This window comes from Shewanella electrica (genome assembly GCF_022321485.1).
Taxonomy (GTDB): Bacteria; Pseudomonadota; Gammaproteobacteria; order Enterobacterales; family Shewanellaceae; genus Shewanella; species Shewanella electrica.
Genome location: NZ_JAKOGG010000001.1, coordinates 461,866 through 477,062, shown reverse-complemented (window position 1 = coordinate 477,062; position 15,197 = coordinate 461,866). Strand labels below are relative to the sequence as shown.

General features: G+C 48.5%; 17 protein-coding genes. 2 read left to right on the top strand and 15 right to left on the bottom strand.

Annotated features, from left to right (window positions below; translation table 11 throughout):
* Positions 1–12: 12 nt before the first annotated feature.
* The 6 genes from L9G74_RS02265 to ffh all read right to left on the bottom strand — a co-directional run bounded on the left by L9G74_RS02265 (position 13) and on the right by ffh (position 4,800).
* Positions 13–1,101 (bottom strand): 3-deoxy-7-phosphoheptulonate synthase, encoded by a 1,089-nt coding sequence (locus L9G74_RS02265; RefSeq protein WP_238894652.1) that lies wholly within the window; start codon positions 1,099–1,101, stop codon positions 13–15.
* Between the two features lie 193 nt (positions 1,102–1,294).
* Positions 1,295–1,648 (bottom strand): 50S ribosomal protein L19, encoded by a 354-nt coding sequence (gene rplS, locus L9G74_RS02260; protein ID WP_238894651.1) that lies wholly within the window; start codon positions 1,646–1,648, stop codon positions 1,295–1,297.
* Positions 1,649–1,680: 32 nt separating this feature from the next.
* Positions 1,681–2,424, bottom strand: a complete 744-nt coding sequence (gene trmD / locus L9G74_RS02255) for a tRNA (guanosine(37)-N1)-methyltransferase TrmD (RefSeq protein WP_238894650.1) — start codon at positions 2,422–2,424, stop codon at positions 1,681–1,683.
* Between the two features lie 14 nt (positions 2,425–2,438).
* Positions 2,439–2,969: a ribosome maturation factor RimM gene (gene rimM / locus L9G74_RS02250; RefSeq protein WP_238894649.1), complete on the bottom strand. Its 531-nt coding sequence runs from the start codon at positions 2,967–2,969 to the stop codon at positions 2,439–2,441.
* 20 nt (positions 2,970–2,989) lie between these two features.
* Positions 2,990–3,238, bottom strand: a complete 249-nt coding sequence (rpsP, locus tag L9G74_RS02245; RefSeq protein WP_238894648.1) for a 30S ribosomal protein S16 — start codon at positions 3,236–3,238, stop codon at positions 2,990–2,992.
* Positions 3,239–3,426: 188 nt separating this feature from the next.
* On the bottom strand, positions 3,427–4,800 hold the full coding sequence (gene ffh / locus L9G74_RS02240) for a signal recognition particle protein (RefSeq protein WP_238894647.1): 1,374 nt from the start codon (positions 4,798–4,800) through the stop codon (positions 3,427–3,429).
* Between the two features lie 255 nt (positions 4,801–5,055).
* On the opposite strand from ffh, the gene L9G74_RS02235 reads away from it, so the two are divergent.
* Together L9G74_RS02235 and L9G74_RS02230 are read left to right on the top strand one after the other, a co-directional pair.
* Positions 5,056–5,844, top strand: a complete 789-nt coding sequence (locus L9G74_RS02235) for a cytochrome C assembly family protein (RefSeq protein WP_238894646.1) — start codon at positions 5,056–5,058, stop codon at positions 5,842–5,844.
* Positions 5,845–5,938: 94 nt separating this feature from the next.
* The gene (locus L9G74_RS02230) at positions 5,939–7,213 is read left to right on the top strand and encodes an HlyC/CorC family transporter (RefSeq protein ID WP_238894645.1); all 1,275 of its coding nucleotides are present in this window, start codon (positions 5,939–5,941) and stop codon (positions 7,211–7,213) included.
* 82 nt (positions 7,214–7,295) lie between these two features.
* On the opposite strand, the gene acpS is transcribed toward L9G74_RS02230, so the two are convergent.
* From acpS to L9G74_RS02185, 9 genes are all read right to left on the bottom strand, one after another.
* Positions 7,296–7,670 carry a holo-ACP synthase gene (acpS, locus tag L9G74_RS02225; RefSeq protein WP_238894644.1) on the bottom strand — a complete coding sequence of 125 codons (375 nt, stop codon included), beginning with the start codon at positions 7,668–7,670 and terminating at the stop codon, positions 7,296–7,298.
* A 2-nt stretch (positions 7,671–7,672) separates the two neighbouring features.
* Entirely contained in the window at positions 7,673–8,410 is a 738-nt protein-coding gene (gene pdxJ / locus L9G74_RS02220) for a pyridoxine 5'-phosphate synthase (protein WP_238894643.1), read from the bottom strand.
* A gap of 64 nt (positions 8,411–8,474) precedes the next feature.
* Positions 8,475–9,140, bottom strand: coding sequence for a DNA repair protein RecO (recO, locus tag L9G74_RS02215; protein WP_238894642.1), 666 nt, complete (start codon positions 9,138–9,140; stop codon positions 8,475–8,477).
* A gap of 6 nt (positions 9,141–9,146) precedes the next feature.
* Entirely contained in the window at positions 9,147–10,136 is a 990-nt protein-coding gene (era, locus tag L9G74_RS02210) for a GTPase Era (RefSeq protein WP_238894641.1), read from the bottom strand.
* Positions 10,133–10,813 (bottom strand): ribonuclease III, encoded by a 681-nt coding sequence (rnc, locus tag L9G74_RS02205; protein WP_238894640.1) that lies wholly within the window; start codon positions 10,811–10,813, stop codon positions 10,133–10,135. The genes era and rnc overlap by 4 nt, the downstream gene beginning before the upstream one ends.
* Positions 10,813–11,727, bottom strand: a complete 915-nt coding sequence (gene lepB / locus L9G74_RS02200) for a signal peptidase I (protein ID WP_238894639.1) — start codon at positions 11,725–11,727, stop codon at positions 10,813–10,815. The genes rnc and lepB overlap by 1 nt, the downstream gene beginning before the upstream one ends.
* A gap of 142 nt (positions 11,728–11,869) precedes the next feature.
* The gene (gene lepA / locus L9G74_RS02195; protein ID WP_238894638.1) at positions 11,870–13,660 is read right to left on the bottom strand and encodes a translation elongation factor 4; all 1,791 of its coding nucleotides are present in this window, start codon (positions 13,658–13,660) and stop codon (positions 11,870–11,872) included.
* 110 nt (positions 13,661–13,770) lie between these two features.
* A complete protein-coding gene (locus tag L9G74_RS02190) occupies positions 13,771–14,250 on the bottom strand; it encodes a SoxR reducing system RseC family protein (RefSeq protein ID WP_238894637.1) in 480 nt (159 codons plus the stop codon).
* Positions 14,251–14,260: 10 nt separating this feature from the next.
* Entirely contained in the window at positions 14,261–15,196 is a 936-nt protein-coding gene (locus L9G74_RS02185; protein ID WP_238894636.1) for a MucB/RseB C-terminal domain-containing protein, read from the bottom strand.
* Between the last annotated feature and the right edge of the window lies 1 nt (position 15,197).

The following is a 15,197-nucleotide window of genomic DNA, read 5'->3' as shown; positions in this document are numbered from 1 at the left end:
GCGATTCCTTCTTCATGCTGTTTTATTTTTATTATCAAAGCGTTGAGAAATAACTTCCGCTAACTGAGCGGCACCACTACGCAGCAAATTCTCCGTGGCGGCCCAATCAATACACGCATCGGTTACCGATACCCCATAGCGCAGTTCGCTCAAGGGGAGGCTCACACTTTGATTGCCTTCAAACAGATGGCTTTCCAACATTATGCCAATTATTGAAGTATTGCCTGAATTAATCTGATCAAACACGTTTTGGCAAACTATCGGTTGACGATTATGGTCCTTACTGGAGTTGCCGTGGCTGCAATCAATGACCAAGCGCGCCGTTAAACCTGCCTTATGCAACTGCTCAGCACTCTGCGCTACGTTATCCGCATCATAGTTAGGTGCAGCACCACCACGTAGAATAACGTGCCCATCCGGATTACCAAGCGTTTGCAGCAAGGCAACCTGCCCTGCTTGGTTAATCCCCATAAAACGGTGCTGGCTTGCCGCCGATTTGAGCGCATTAATAGCCACACTGATGCTGCCGTCAGTACCGTTCTTAAAGCCTACCGGCATAGATAAACCAGAGGCCAATTCGCGGTGGGTTTGTGATTCCGTCGTACGTGCGCCAATCGCTGACCAACTGATGAGTTCGGCAATGTATTGCGGGCTGATTGGGTCAAGCGCTTCAGTCGCCACTGGTAACTCAATTTCGGCGAGAAACAACATCAGTTCTCGCGCCATACGCAGGCCTTTCTCTAAATCAAAGGACTCATCCATATCGGGATCGTTGATCAGCCCTTTCCAACCGACAGTGGTACGTGGTTTTTCAAAGTAGACCCGCATAACGATGTAGAACTGATCTTGCAGCTCATCGTGCAATTTTTTCAGCTTCAGTGCGTATTCTTTGGCTGAAGCAATATCGTGAATGGAGCACGGGCCGGTAATCACCAGCAAACGGTTATCGCGTTTATGGACGATATCGGAGATGGTTTGGCGCGCTTGTAAAATAAATTGATGACCGCGTTCAGACAGCGGCAACTGCTGCTTGAGTGCTTCAGGGGTGACTAACACTTTTTCCGCATGAATGCGAATATCTTCGAGATGACTTTTGGGCATGACCATTTCCAATATTAACTGACGAACAATACGACTCAGCGATTGTATTGTTGTAATGCTACACCATTACATTGATGAGCAGTTTGCCTGCGAACAGCATTGAGGTCAAGCCAATTTTTGGACAGTTTTAGAAAAACAAAAACCCGCCATATAGGCGGGCTTTGTGCGAACACTGCGTCTGTTGGGTAGTGGCTTACTTAGTAGCCAGCTTTTCACGGATACGTGCAGCTTTACCTGAACGTTCGCGCAGGTAGTACAGCTTAGCACGACGAACGCGACCACGACGTTTCACTTCGATGCTAGAAACCAGAGGGCTGTGAGTCTGGAATACACGCTCTACACCTTCGCCGTTAGAAATTTTACGAACGGTGAATGCAGAGTGCAGACCACGGTTACGCTTAGCGATAACGATACCTTCGAACGCCTGCAGACGTTCTTTATCGCCTTCTTTAACACGTACTTGCACGACAACGGTATCACCGGCGCCGAATGCAGGTACATCTTGTTTCATTTGCTCGTCGTTGAGCATTTTGATGATGTTATTCATGAATTTCTCCAACTAGAAATAACTGAGCTTGACTACGCATCGTTCGGCTTTGCAGCAAACTGCGCTAATAACGTCTTTTGTTCGTCAGTCAGAGCTAGATTTTCAAATAATTCTGGTCGTCGCTGCAGAGTTCTTAACAAACTTTGTTGCAAACGCCAGCGTTCAATTTCTTTGTGGTTGCCGCTTAATAACACTGCCGGTACGTCAATTCCATCAAGTGATTCAGGACGAGTATAGTGTGGGCAATCGAGCAAACCGTCAGAGAAGGAATCCTGCTCTGCCGATGCTTGTTTGCCAAGCACGCCTGGTACCAATCGCGATACCGCATCAATCAGCGTCATCGCCGGTAATTCGCCGCCCGAAAGCACGTAATCACCAATGGACCATTCTTCGTCAATCTCAGTCTGAATGATGCGTTCATCGATACCTTCGTAACGACCACACACCAAAATCAGCTTCGAGTTTGTTGCCAGTTCAGCGGCGCCTTGCTGTGTCAGCTTGCGTCCCTGAGGCGACAAATAAATCACTTTTGCCCCTTCACCTGCGGCAGCTTTCGCTGCATGTATCGCATCGCGAAGTGGCTGAACCATCATCAGCATTCCGGGACCACCGCCATAAGGGCGATCATCAACGGTTTGATGCCGATCATGAGCGAAGTCACGCGGACTCCACAAATTCACGTCCAGCAAGCCATTTTTAACGGCTCGACCCGTTACCCCAAAGTCTGTAACTGCTCGAAACATCTCAGGAAACAGGGTTATCACCCCTAACCACATAGTTGTTCCTCGACTTAGAAGTCTGGGTCCCAATCCACTTGGATCTGTTTCGCCGAAATATCCACCGATTTGATGAATTGTTCGGTGACAAAGGGAATCAAACGTTCCACTTTGCCAAAGCTATCTCTGGCGTTGGCTTTCACTTGCAATACGTCGTTAGAACCGGTTTCAAGCACCTGATCTACTACGCCCATGTGATAGCCTTTTAAGTTAATTACTTCGCAACCGATGAGGTCACGCCAGTAGAATTCATCTGCTGGCAAATCCTTCATCTGATCAGCTGCAATACCAATTTCACAATGGGTCAGCATCTGAGCTTGTTCGCGCGTTTCAACACCGTCGAGTAAGGCCACTACAGCCTGCCCGTGCCAGCGCCACTTTTGCAATTTAACTTCTTTCCATTCTCCTTGACGGCTAAGCAGCCAAGGCGAATAGTCAAAAATACCTTCGACAGATTCGGTATACGAGGTGATTTTCACCCAACCTTTGACACCATAAGGTGCCCCAATTTTGCCCAATACTACGGGTTCTGGGTTACTACTCATCAGCTATACCTATTGACCAATTAAGCAGCTTTGTTAGCTTCTTTGATCAGTGACGCAACGCGGTCACTGGTAGTCGCACCAGTAGCGATCCAGTGTTGAACGCGTTCCAGATCAACACGCAGAGTTTCTTCTTGACCACGAGCTTGTGGGTTGAAGAAACCTACACGTTCAATGAAACGACCGTTACGAGCGTTACGGCTGTCTGCAACAACGATGTTGTAAAATGGGCGCTTTTTAGAGCCACCGCGAGATAAACGAATGGTAACCATGCGTTCTAGTTCCTCTATTGATTTGCTTAGCAGCAAAATAAAAACTGGAACTCCGTGTTCGCGAAGAGTCCCAGGTAGAAAGCCGGGGAATTTTACCTAAGTTTTGGCTGAATGCAACCCGATAGCCTAGGAAATTCCGAGTATTTAATTATAAGCAACAGCCCGCAATGCGGGCTGTTTTTCAGTTTTTAGCGGCCGGGGAATTTCATTCCCGGTGGCATCATGCCACCTAAACCGCGCATCATCTTCGACATACCGCCTTTCGATGACATCTTTTTCATCATCTTTTGCATCTGAGTAAACTGCTTCAATAAGCGGTTTACATCTTGGATTTGGGTACCGGAACCCGCGGCAATACGGCGTTTACGCGAGCCTTTAATCAAGTCTGGGTTGCGGCGCTCTTTCGGCGTCATAGAATTGATAATGGCTTCAAGCTGCCCCGTCATCTTACCGCCTTGCAACTGCGCCATCGCATCGGGTGGCAGCTTGCCAAGGCCGGGCATTTTCTCCAGCATGCTCATCATGCCGCCCATGTTTTTCATCTGCTGCAACTGATCACGGAAATCTTCCAGATCAAAGCTGCCGCCAGATTTCACTTTGGATGCGAGCTTAAGCGCTTTTTCCTTATCAACACCCTGCTCTACTTGCTCAATCAGAGACAATACGTCGCCCATGCCCAAGATGCGTGATGCGATACGATCAGGATGGAACGGTTCTAGCGCATCGGTCTTTTCACCCACACCCAAGAATTTAATCGGCTTACCCGTAATGTGGCGAATCGATAGTGCCGCACCACCACGAGCATCACCGTCAACTTTGGTGAGGATCACCCCAGTTAGCGGTAAGGCATCATTAAACGCTTTGGCAGTATTGGCCGCGTCTTGACCCGTCATGGCATCAACCACAAACAAGGTTTCGATCGGTTTCACCGCAGCATGCAGCGCTTTGATTTCGTCCATCATCGCTTCGTCGACGTGCAGACGACCGGCGGTATCGACAATCACCACGTCAATGAATTTGCGCTTGGCGTAATCAATAGCGGCGTTGGCAATATCTACTGGCTTTTGGCTAACATCTGACGGGAAGAATTCAACTTCCACTTCTTGCGCCAAGGTTTCCAACTGTTTAATCGCCGCTGGGCGATAGACGTCAGCACTGACCACCAATACCGATTTTTTCTCGCGCGTGCGCAGGAATTTACCCAGTTTGGCAACGCTGGTGGTTTTACCAGCACCTTGCAAACCTGCCATCATCAATACTGCTGGCGGTTGTGCGGCGAGGTTCAGCACTTCATTGGCTTCGCCCATCGCCTTTTCAAGTTCGTTTTGGACGATTTTGATAAACACCTGACCTGGCGTCAGGCTTTTGGTGACTTCCTGTCCGACAGCGCGTTCTTTAACGCTGTTAACGAACTCTCTCACCACTGGCAATGCGACGTCGGCTTCCAGCAGTGCCATACGCACTTCTCTGAGCGTGTCTTTGACGTTGTCTTCGGTCAGTCGGCCTCGACCACTGATGTTTTTCAGTGTCCGCGATAAGCGGTCGGAGAGATTTTCAAACATACGGCGTTCTTCATATTGATTCAGATACAGTTCTGGTCGCTATTATATAGAGGCGCGAGTAATATGCCACTATCGAGGCCACGAGTTTGGCCGTGGTGGAACTATTTACATCTTTTTACTACTAATTATGCAGGCGACGCCCGTTTTTGTTGCCTGTATCACTGCCCAATAGCGGTAAGCTCATGTTATTCTAAATAACGCAACATGTTTATGTCCGCACCAGCACCACTTACAATAAGGATAGGTTAACGTCTGATGGTCATATTTTCTGCCGTTGCTATGGTCTTCTACGGCATAGCGCTGATTTTGGTGACAAGCCGTCTTTTTCACCCAGAAGGGCCTAATCGTAAGGCTGTAGCATTATTCGCCGCGGTTGGCGTGGTATTTCATGCGGTGGCGTTATATCACGCCATCTTCACCGGTAATGGACAAAACTTTAGTCTGACCAATGTGATTTCACTGGTGTGTTGGATTATTGCTCTCACCTTCACCATAGTGATGCAACACATCAAAGTGATTGTGCTGGTTCCCGTGGTATATGCCTGCTCGATTATTTCGGTCGCGCTGTTGTGGCTAGTGCCACCGCAGTATATCCGCCACTTTGAACATAACCCAGAAGTGCTTGTGCACGTGGTGTTGGCATTAATGGCGTACAGCACCTTGGTGATTGCTGCGCTGTATGCGGTGCAATTGCTGTTTATTCAAAATCGCCTCAAAGCTAAGCAGCTCAAAGTGTCTCCTGTGTTACCACCATTGATGACGGTTGAGCGTCAGTTATATCACTTGGTGATTATTGGTGTGATCCTGCTGAGTTTATCGTTGGCGACTGGCTTTATCTTTATGGACGGCTTGTTTACTGGTCCACAAGGCCACAAAGCGGTACTTTCTAGCATTGCTTGGTTTGTTTATATCGCCATGTTGTGGCAGCAATACACTAAAGGCGTGCGTATCAAAACCGCCGTTATCTACACCATCAGTGGCGCATTTCTTCTGTCACTCTCCTACTTTGGAGCGCGTATCGTTAAAGAATTAATCCTCAATTGATTCTTTAAAAGTGTTGAGGCAGGTGTTATCTGCCTTGACACTGTTTATCAATCTCGGTAATTACTAAGCCTACTATTTCCTACGGAGCCATTTCTTGGACGACATATCGACCGGCGCATTAATTCTGTTCTTGCTGCTGCTTATTGTTATTTCCGCTTACTTTTCCGGTTCAGAAACCGCCATGATGACGCTGAACCGCTACCGCTTACGCCATCTCGCCGGCAATGGCAATAAAGCGGCAGAGCGCGCACAAAAGCTATTAGACCGTCCAGACAAGCTGATTGGCGTCATTCTTATCGGTAACAACTTAGTCAATATTCTCGCTGCGCAAATTGCCACGATTATTGGTCTGCGTTTGTACGGTGACCTTGGTATCGCCATTGCTACCGGCGTACTGACATTGCTCGTCCTAGTATTCGCCGAAGTGACCCCAAAAACCCTAGCAGCATTACATCCAGAGCCAATTGCGTTTCCCTCTAGCCTGCTGTTGAAATGGTTGTTGATCATCCTCTCGCCAGTGGTGAAGATCATGAATTTCATTACTTCTGGCATTCTACGTTTAATTGGTATTCGTTCAGTGAAAACCAGTGATGCATTGAGCCAAGAAGAGTTGCGTACCGTGGTACATGAAGCGGGCGCACTGATCCCCCGCCGCCACCAAGAGATGCTGCTGTCGATTTTGGACCTAGGTACTGTGTCGGTAGAAGACATCATGGTACCGCGTAACGAACTATTCGCGATTAACGTCAACGATGACTTTAAGAGCATTAACCGCCAATTGATCAATAGCCCGTATACTCGAGTGTTGCTGTATCGCGATACTATCGATGATGCTGTTGGCTTCGTGCATATGCGCGATGCACTGCGTCTACAATCCAAAGAGCAATTCACTAAATCGTCACTGTTACGCGCGGTAAAAGAGCTGTACTTCATTCCTGAAGGCACGCCGCTGAACGTGCAATTAGCCAACTTCCAAAAGAACAAAGAACACATTGGCTTAGTGGTAGACGAATACGGCGATATCCAAGGCTTGGTAACCTTAGAAGACATTCTAGAAGAGATTGTGGGTGACTTTACTACCACCATGATTGATGCGCCAAGTGACGACATTACGCCGCAAACAGACGGCACTTTAGTGATTGACGCCACCATTAACATTCGTGACCTGAACAAAGAGATGGGCTGGGATTTCCCAACCGACGGACCGAAAACCCTCAATGGTTTGATCTTGGAGTATTTAGAAGATATTCCATCGGCCAACACCTGCTTACGTTTAGCCGGGTATCCAATAGAGATTATTGAAGTATCAGACAACATGGTGAAAAACGTGCGGATCATGCCTGAGTTTTATGATGCCAGCATCCGTTAATCCCAATGTTTTTGATTAAAAAAAGAAGGCTTCCAACTGCAAGCCTTCTTTTTATCTAGCATTAGACACCGACAATGATTGGCTAGGCCTCGATAATCACCGTGGCTACCGCGTAGTGCTTTTCATCGCTGAGCGATACCCACAGCTTACTTTGCGCAGGAATACGCGCTAACGCGGGCTCAAACAGCTCAAGCTGCGGCGCGCCAAATTCGTTATTGCTCACTTCAAAATGCTGGAATGACACACCGCGACCAATACCGGTTCCCAACGCTTTAGAGGCCGCTTCTTTAACTGCAAAGCGTTTCGCTAAATAACGTGCAGGAAAGCGATGCTCGGCAAAGGTATGCAGCTCGTTGGCCGTTAACACCCGTTTAGCCAAACGTTGCAACGCATTAGCCGCCATCTGCTCGAAACGCGCCAATTCAACAATATCGGTACCTAACCCAATAATCGCCATGATTACTCGCCTCGGCGGCCTTCCAACATCAGTTGCTTCATGTCAGCAACCGCTTTGGCTAGGCCATCAATAGCGGCGCGGCCGATGATAGCGTGGCCGATATTCAATTCATGCAGCTCAGGAATGGCAGCAATAGGTTTAACGTTGTGATAATGCAAGCCATGACCTGCGTTGACCACCAGCCCTTGTTGATGGGCGTAGCTTGCCATTGCCGCGATGCGTTGCAGCTCTTTGGCAGCATCTTCGTCATTAGTGGCATCCGCATAATGGCCAGTGTGGATCTCAATCACAGGGGCGCCAACTTTTACTGCCGCATCAATTTGGGTTTTATCGGCATCAATAAACAGTGACACTTTAATGCCCTCTGCAGCCAAACGCTTAACCGCATCGGTCATCTTGTCCAGCTGGCCAGCCACATCAAGGCCACCTTCAGTGGTCAACTCAGCACGCTTTTCTGGCACTAAACAGCAATAGGTTGGTTTAACTTCGCAGGCGATGTTAAGCATCTCTTCCGTTACCGCCATTTCAAGGTTCATGCGAGTCTTAATCGTTTTTGCCAGCACGTAGACATCGCGGTCGGTGATGTGACGACGGTCTTCTCTTAAGTGAAGCGTGATCCCTTCTGCGCCAGCGTGTTCAGCAACGGCTGCTGCATGCACGGGATCAGGATAATTCGTGCCACGCGCTTGGCGTAAAGTGGCGATATGATCGATATTGACCCCAAGCAAAATCCTGCTCATTGTTCGATTCCTCTTCTTATAATCACGTCGATACGGCTAAGGCCCTATCGTTAATTCTATTAGTTTACCGCTTTCTACCGGCAAAAAGTTGTCTGCTGAGTAACGGTTTGTCGCCGAGCAACGGTGCCAGCAAGCTACGCGTTAAATGTTTGGCCGAGGCGAAATCGTCTTGTTGCAATGTTTCAGCCGCTAAACGCTGTAACATCGCGCCTTGATAACGTCCTTCCCCCGCTATAAAACCGGCTTCCGTCAGATAACGGTACGTCATTTCGGCGGACAAGGTTTCCCCTGCGGCATCATGGCTGAGTGATGGCATACAGCCAAGCTCGTGCATCAAGTGCACCTCAAAATAACGTAAACTCGCTTCATCAAAGCTGCGCGCGAGCTGCAATAACGTACGGTGATAAGGTAAAAACAGACTCTCACCCGTTTGGTGTGAACTCAATGTCCGCATCAATAGTTCGTTGAGATACATGCCCGCATATAAAGCGTCCCCAGACAGTGGCACTGCTGGGGACGCGCTTTCAATTTGGTACATGCTACGAAGCTCGCTGCGACCTGATAATTCAAATAGCAGCGGCTGAAACGGCTGAAGAATACTTTTAAGCGAGCGCTTGCCGGAACCGACTCGCGCTACGGCATCGACGCGGCCAACCTTGTCGACCAACAAGCGCACCAGCAAACTGCTTTCGCGATAGGCACTGGTGTGGAGCAGATAGCCGCGCTGCATATCGGATTAGTCTTCGCCGTATCCTAAGCTGCGCAGTGCACGCTCATCATCAGCCCAACCGGATTTCACTTTGACCCAGACTTCGAGGAACACCTTGTTGTCGAACAAACGTTCCATGTCCATACGTGCTTCAGTGGCGATAGTACGGATACGTTCGCCTTTTTTGCCGATGACCATACGTTTTTGGCCATCACGCTCAACCAGAATCAAGGCATTGATCTGATACACGCCGTTTTCCATCATTTTGAACTGTTCGATTTCAACGGTGGCATCGTATGGCAGTTCATCACCCAAAAAGCGCATCAGCTTTTCACGCACAATTTCCGACGCCATAAAGCGCTGAGAGCGGTCAGTGATGTAATCTTCAGGGAAGAAGTGCACGCTTTCTGGCAGACACTCTCTCGCCATGTCCAACAGTTTGTTGACGTTGGTACCGGTTTTGGCAGAGATCGGCACGATGTCATCAAAGGCAAATTTCTGCTGTAGGGTTTCGAGGTGGGGGAACAATGCCTCTTTATCTTTAATAAAGTCGACTTTGTTCACTGCTAACACGGTTTTACGCTCTTCCGCACCGCGGCGCAGTTTATTAAGCACCATCTCATCATCAGCGGTCCACGCGAGACCATCGACCACAAAAATCACCATGCAGACATCAGCAATAGAGCTGGCGGCGGCACGGTTCATCAAGCGGTTGATGGCGCGTTTTTCTTCCATGTGCAAACCGGGCGTGTCGATAAAGACGATTTGTGCATCACCATCAGTGTGAATGCCCATAATACGGTGACGCGTGGTTTGCGGCTTACGCGAAGTAATACTTACTTTTTGACCGAGCAAACGGTTCAACAAAGTCGATTTACCCACGTTAGGACGACCAACAATGGCCACCATACCGCAGTAGGTCACGTCATATTTGGGGGCTTCATCAGATGAATTTAACTGCGCTAACAGATCATCTAGTGATGGTTCGTTTTCTGGCACGTCTGGGGTGCGACTCATTTTTTCAGTAACTCCAGCGCTTGCGCGGCAGCTTGTTGTTCCGCTTTACGACGAGAGCTGCCAACGCCAGTAACAGCATTAGCCTGCCCTTCAATACGGCATTCTACGGTGAAGCGTTGGTTGTGCGCCTCACCTTCAACTGAAACCACTTCATACTCTGGCAGTGGTTTCTTATCCCCTTGCAGATACTCCTGCAATTGGGTTTTTGCATCTTTCTGGCTCAATCCTGGCTTAATCTCTTGCAGGCGTTGCTCATACCAACCGAGCAATAAACCACGCACCGTTTCCAGTTCGCTATCAAGATAAATCGCGCCAATAATCGCTTCTACGGCATCGGCGAGAATCGATTCACGGCGGAAACCACCGCTTTTCAACTCACCGGGGCCAAGCGTTAAATAGTCACCCAACTGAAACTCCTTGGCGACTTTCGCCAAGGTATCACCACGAACTAACGAGGCGCGCATACGGCTCAAATCGCCTTCAGTCGCCTTAGGAAACTGACGGTATAACGCGTCAGAAATGATGATAGATAAAATTGAGTCACCTAGGAATTCTAGACGCTCATTGTGATTGTTGGCTGCACTGCGGTGAGTCAATGCTTGCAGCAGCAATGACTCATCGTTAAAGCTATAGCCTAATGTACGGCACAAACGACCGATGTTTTTAATCGGTTCCATTACTCCAAACCACCTATACGGTCAAATCTCACGCCGCTTGGTACCCAGTGCGGCAGAAAATCATCCGGTTTACGATCAAATTCAAAACTAATCCAAATGCATACCGCGCGGCCAACTAAGTTAGCCTCTGGCACAAAGCCCCAAAAACGGCTGTCAGTGCTGTTATCACGGTTATCCCCCATGGCGAAATACATGCCTTCAGGCACGAGGTATTCACCTTCTGTGGTACCGGGTTGTTGGTAATAATATGCAGTTGGCTCTGGGCGCAGTGGGTTGATCAAAATATCGTGTTTCACTTCGCCAAGTTGTTCATGGTAACGCAACAACGGTACACCGTCTTGCAGGAAATCACCGCGGCTTACTTCAGTATGGCTGATCAGCTCAGGCTGCGGACACGGTGTCTGCTCGTGACAGGCTTGTTGAATATACAACTGTTTGTTGCGATAGATGATGCGATCACCCGGTAAACCGACCACGCGTTTAATGTAATCAACAGTTTCATCTTCAGGGTATTTAAAGACAAAAATATCGCCACGCTGAGGTTCACCAGTATCAACCAATTTAGTCCGCCATACAGGGTCTTTAATCCCGTAAGCAAATTTCTCTACCAAAATGAAGTCACCCACCAGCAGAGTCGGCATCATTGAGCCTGAAGGAATTTGGAACGGTTCCCACAAGAATGAGCGCAGAATCGTTACAAAGGCGATCACCGGAAAGATCGACTTAGCAGTTTCTACAACGCCGGATTCACGCAGAATAGTTGCTTGCGCTTCTTCGGTTAACTCCTGAGTCTTAGCTTTCGCCGCCGCTAGACGCGCTTTACGCTTCGGTGCCCACAACCACGCATCAAGTGCCCAAATGACACCAGAAATCAGCGTTACAATGACGAGGAACGTCGAAAAATAGGCTGCCATGAATTAAAAAGTCTCCTGCCTTAATGGGTATCAGTCTTTTCATTCACTTTGGTTAATCGCTCGCGCTCCACGTTGAGCAAACTAACCAAAGCGCCGCAGAAAGCGGCGCAATGAAAAGAAGTGAGTTATTACAACGAATCCATTACTCGTTCAGTTTTAGTACGGCGAGGAAGGCTTCCTGCGGTACTTCAACGTTGCCGAGTTGCTTCATGCGTTTTTTACCTTCTTTCTGCTTCTGTAGCAGTTTCTTCTTACGCGATACGTCACCGCCATAACATTTAGCGGTTACGTCTTTACGCAATGCTTTCACGGTTGAGCGCGCAACCACTTGGCTACCAATGGCGGCCTGAATTGCGATATCAAACATCTGCCGTGGGATCAGCTCTTTCATCTTATCGACCAAAGCTAAACCACGGTAGCGCACGTTTTCGCGGTGCAGAATCATCGCCAATGCATCAACACGATCACCGTTAATCAAGACATCGAGACGCACCATGTCGGCGGTTTGGAAGTAAACAAAGTTATATTCCAACGATGCATAACCACGGCTGGTTGATTTCAAGCGGTCGAAGAAGTCCATTACCACTTCTGCCGCAGGCAGATGGTAAGTCAATGCCACTTGGTTACCGTGGTACACCATGTTTTTCTGCACACCACGTTTTTCAACGCACAGCGTGATCACGTTACCAAGGTAATCTTTCGGCACCAGAATGTTGGCTTCAACAATCGGCTCGCGGATCTCTTCAATATTGCTCAATGGTGGCAACTCAGAAGGGTTATCCACGTAGACCACTTCACCGTTGGTGAGTTCCACTTCGTACTCTACTGTAGGAGCAGTAGTGATCAGGTCGAGATTATATTCGCGCTCTAGGCGCTCTTGAATAATCTCCATGTGCAGTAAGCCGAGGTAACCGATACGGAAGCCAAAGCCCAATGCGGAAGAGGTTTCTGGCTCAAACTGCAATGAAGCGTCGTTAAGGCTCAGTTTATTCAGTGCGTCGCGGAAGCTTTCATAGTCGTCGGTACTGATGGTAAACACACCGGCGTAAACCTGTGGTTTTACCTTTTTAAAACCCGGCAATGGTTTTTCAGCGCCGTTTTTCGCAAGCGTTAAGGTATCGCCCACAGGTGCGCCGTGGATCTCTTTAATCCCGGCAACCACAAACCCCACTTCACCAGTTTTCAGTTCAGTTTTATCGGTTTGCTTTGGCGTGAAGATACCAACGCGGTCAGCGGTATGAGTTTGGCCAGTCGACATCACTTTAAACTTGTCGCCTTTGCGCAAAATACCATGCTTGATACGTACTAATGACACCACACCAAGATATGAGTCAAACCACGAGTCAATGATCAAGGCCTGCAATGGAGCATCTGGATTACCTTCTGGTGGCGGGATCTGCGCCACGATAGTTTCCAGCACCTCATCGACACCTAAACCTGTTTTAGCAGAACAACGCACGGCGTTCTTCGCTTCAATACCAACGATGTCTTCGATTTCTTCGATCACACGTTCAGGCTCAGCCTGTGGCAAATCGATTTTGTTTAGAACAGGCACGACGTCCATGTTCATATCCAAAGCGGTGTAACAGTTGGCTAGCGTTTGCGCTTCTACCCCTTGTCCAGCGTCTACAACCAGCAGAGCACCTTCACAAGCGGCCAATGAACGTGACACTTCATAAGAAAAGTCGACGTGGCCGGGAGTATCAATAAAGTTCAACTGATAGATTTCACCGTTTTTGGCTTTGTAATCCAAAGTCACACTTTGCGCTTTGATGGTAATACCACGCTCGCGCTCAAGGTCCATAGAGTCAAGCACTTGAGCCGCCATTTCGCGGTCGGTTAAACCACCGCAAACTTGGATCAGTCGATCTGACAGGGTAGATTTACCGTGGTCAATGTGCGCAATAATTGAGAAGTTTCGAATATTTTTCATTATGCTGCTGGGAAAACTCTACTGAGACAGGGGTTCTAAAAGTGCGGAATTGTACCTGATTGCCGCACTTTTACCAATTAGATTAGTCGATGAGAAAAAAGTGAACAGACTTAGCACTGGCAATGAGAAGACTCACTCTCCATGGCGGTGCCAAGGTTGGCTAAAATGACCGGTTGCGCATCACGTTCCATGGTAACGGCGCGCGCTTTACCTAACCGCCAAGCGGCCAGAGCGGCAGCGACGGCAAACATGGCGCTGCTGGCATCGGTATTAATATCCAACGCAGTCGCCAACATGCCCCCCACAATACCGCCTAGGAATAACCCCAACAGCGGCAACAGGTAGACTAGCGCTGCGGCTTTTAATACCACACTTTCAGGTAGACCAAGCTTTAACAAGGTTCCAGGGGCATAGGTTTGCGAAGCAGGCAAAGAAAACTGCTGGACACGCGCACTAAACGCTTTAGAGATCGCCGACGTGCCACATGATTCGCTCTGTGAGCAATGGCTACATGCGCTTTTCATCTCAACTTCAACGGTTACCCAACCGTCGGTATCCGCCTTAATGACTCTTCCGACCTGCTCCATCATACCCAAGCCCTCACTTTAACTTAATGCTCTCGGCGATACGTTCTAACGCAGATTTGGGGACTTTACCAATCGCAACCACTTCGACCTGCTTCCCAGCATCACGCGTCACCATGGCAATGCCATTGCGAGTGATCAACTCGTCCGGCAATGAGGTATCACCTTTGCGAGCAATATATACCGAAATATTGCTCAAACCATCGGTTAGGGCAACATATTCCACCGCTTGGCTGCTATTAAACAACCGATGATAGTCACGCACGATCACTTTAAAACCAGCAGGCAGCCAGTCAAATTGCCAATTTTGACCATCTTGGCGTTCCGACGGGCTCATCGCCTCTGGCCAAGGCTGTTTATATGCTTCTTTAATCAATGATGGTGGTTCATCAAAATCAAATAACTCGATAGCCAACACTTGCTCAAGCAGCTTGTTGTCTTGAGTAATTACGTCATAACGCAGCGGCAGATAAGTTTCCATATCGATCCATACTGCCGCCTGATAACGATAATCATCGCGCGGCATGAAACGAATCATCTGCCCTACGCGTCCAGCAAGTCGAGTACGTCCACCGACAACAAACTGGTATCCAGCCTCAAGCTCGTTAATGTCGCCAGCGAGTGCTTCAGGTAACACACCGGGGATACGATTAGCTCTGATACTGTACGCTTGTTGTTCATGCTCTAAATAGGTCACCGTGTTACCCACGCGGATCGCATTCTTTTTAGGGCCGTTTAGGTGCTCAAGAAAGGCAACTTCCGTATTATCAACAACACCATGCATGTAGATAATCGGCCGAATCTCATCGGCTTGTAGTTGAATAACTGAAAGTTTGAACTGCTTTTGATGTAAAGCCTGACTCATATTCTCGAGCCAGGCTTTCGCGGTCAGTTGCTCCTGCGCAAATGCAGGAACAACTAAAAAGATAAAGGACAGGATTACAGCACGCAAA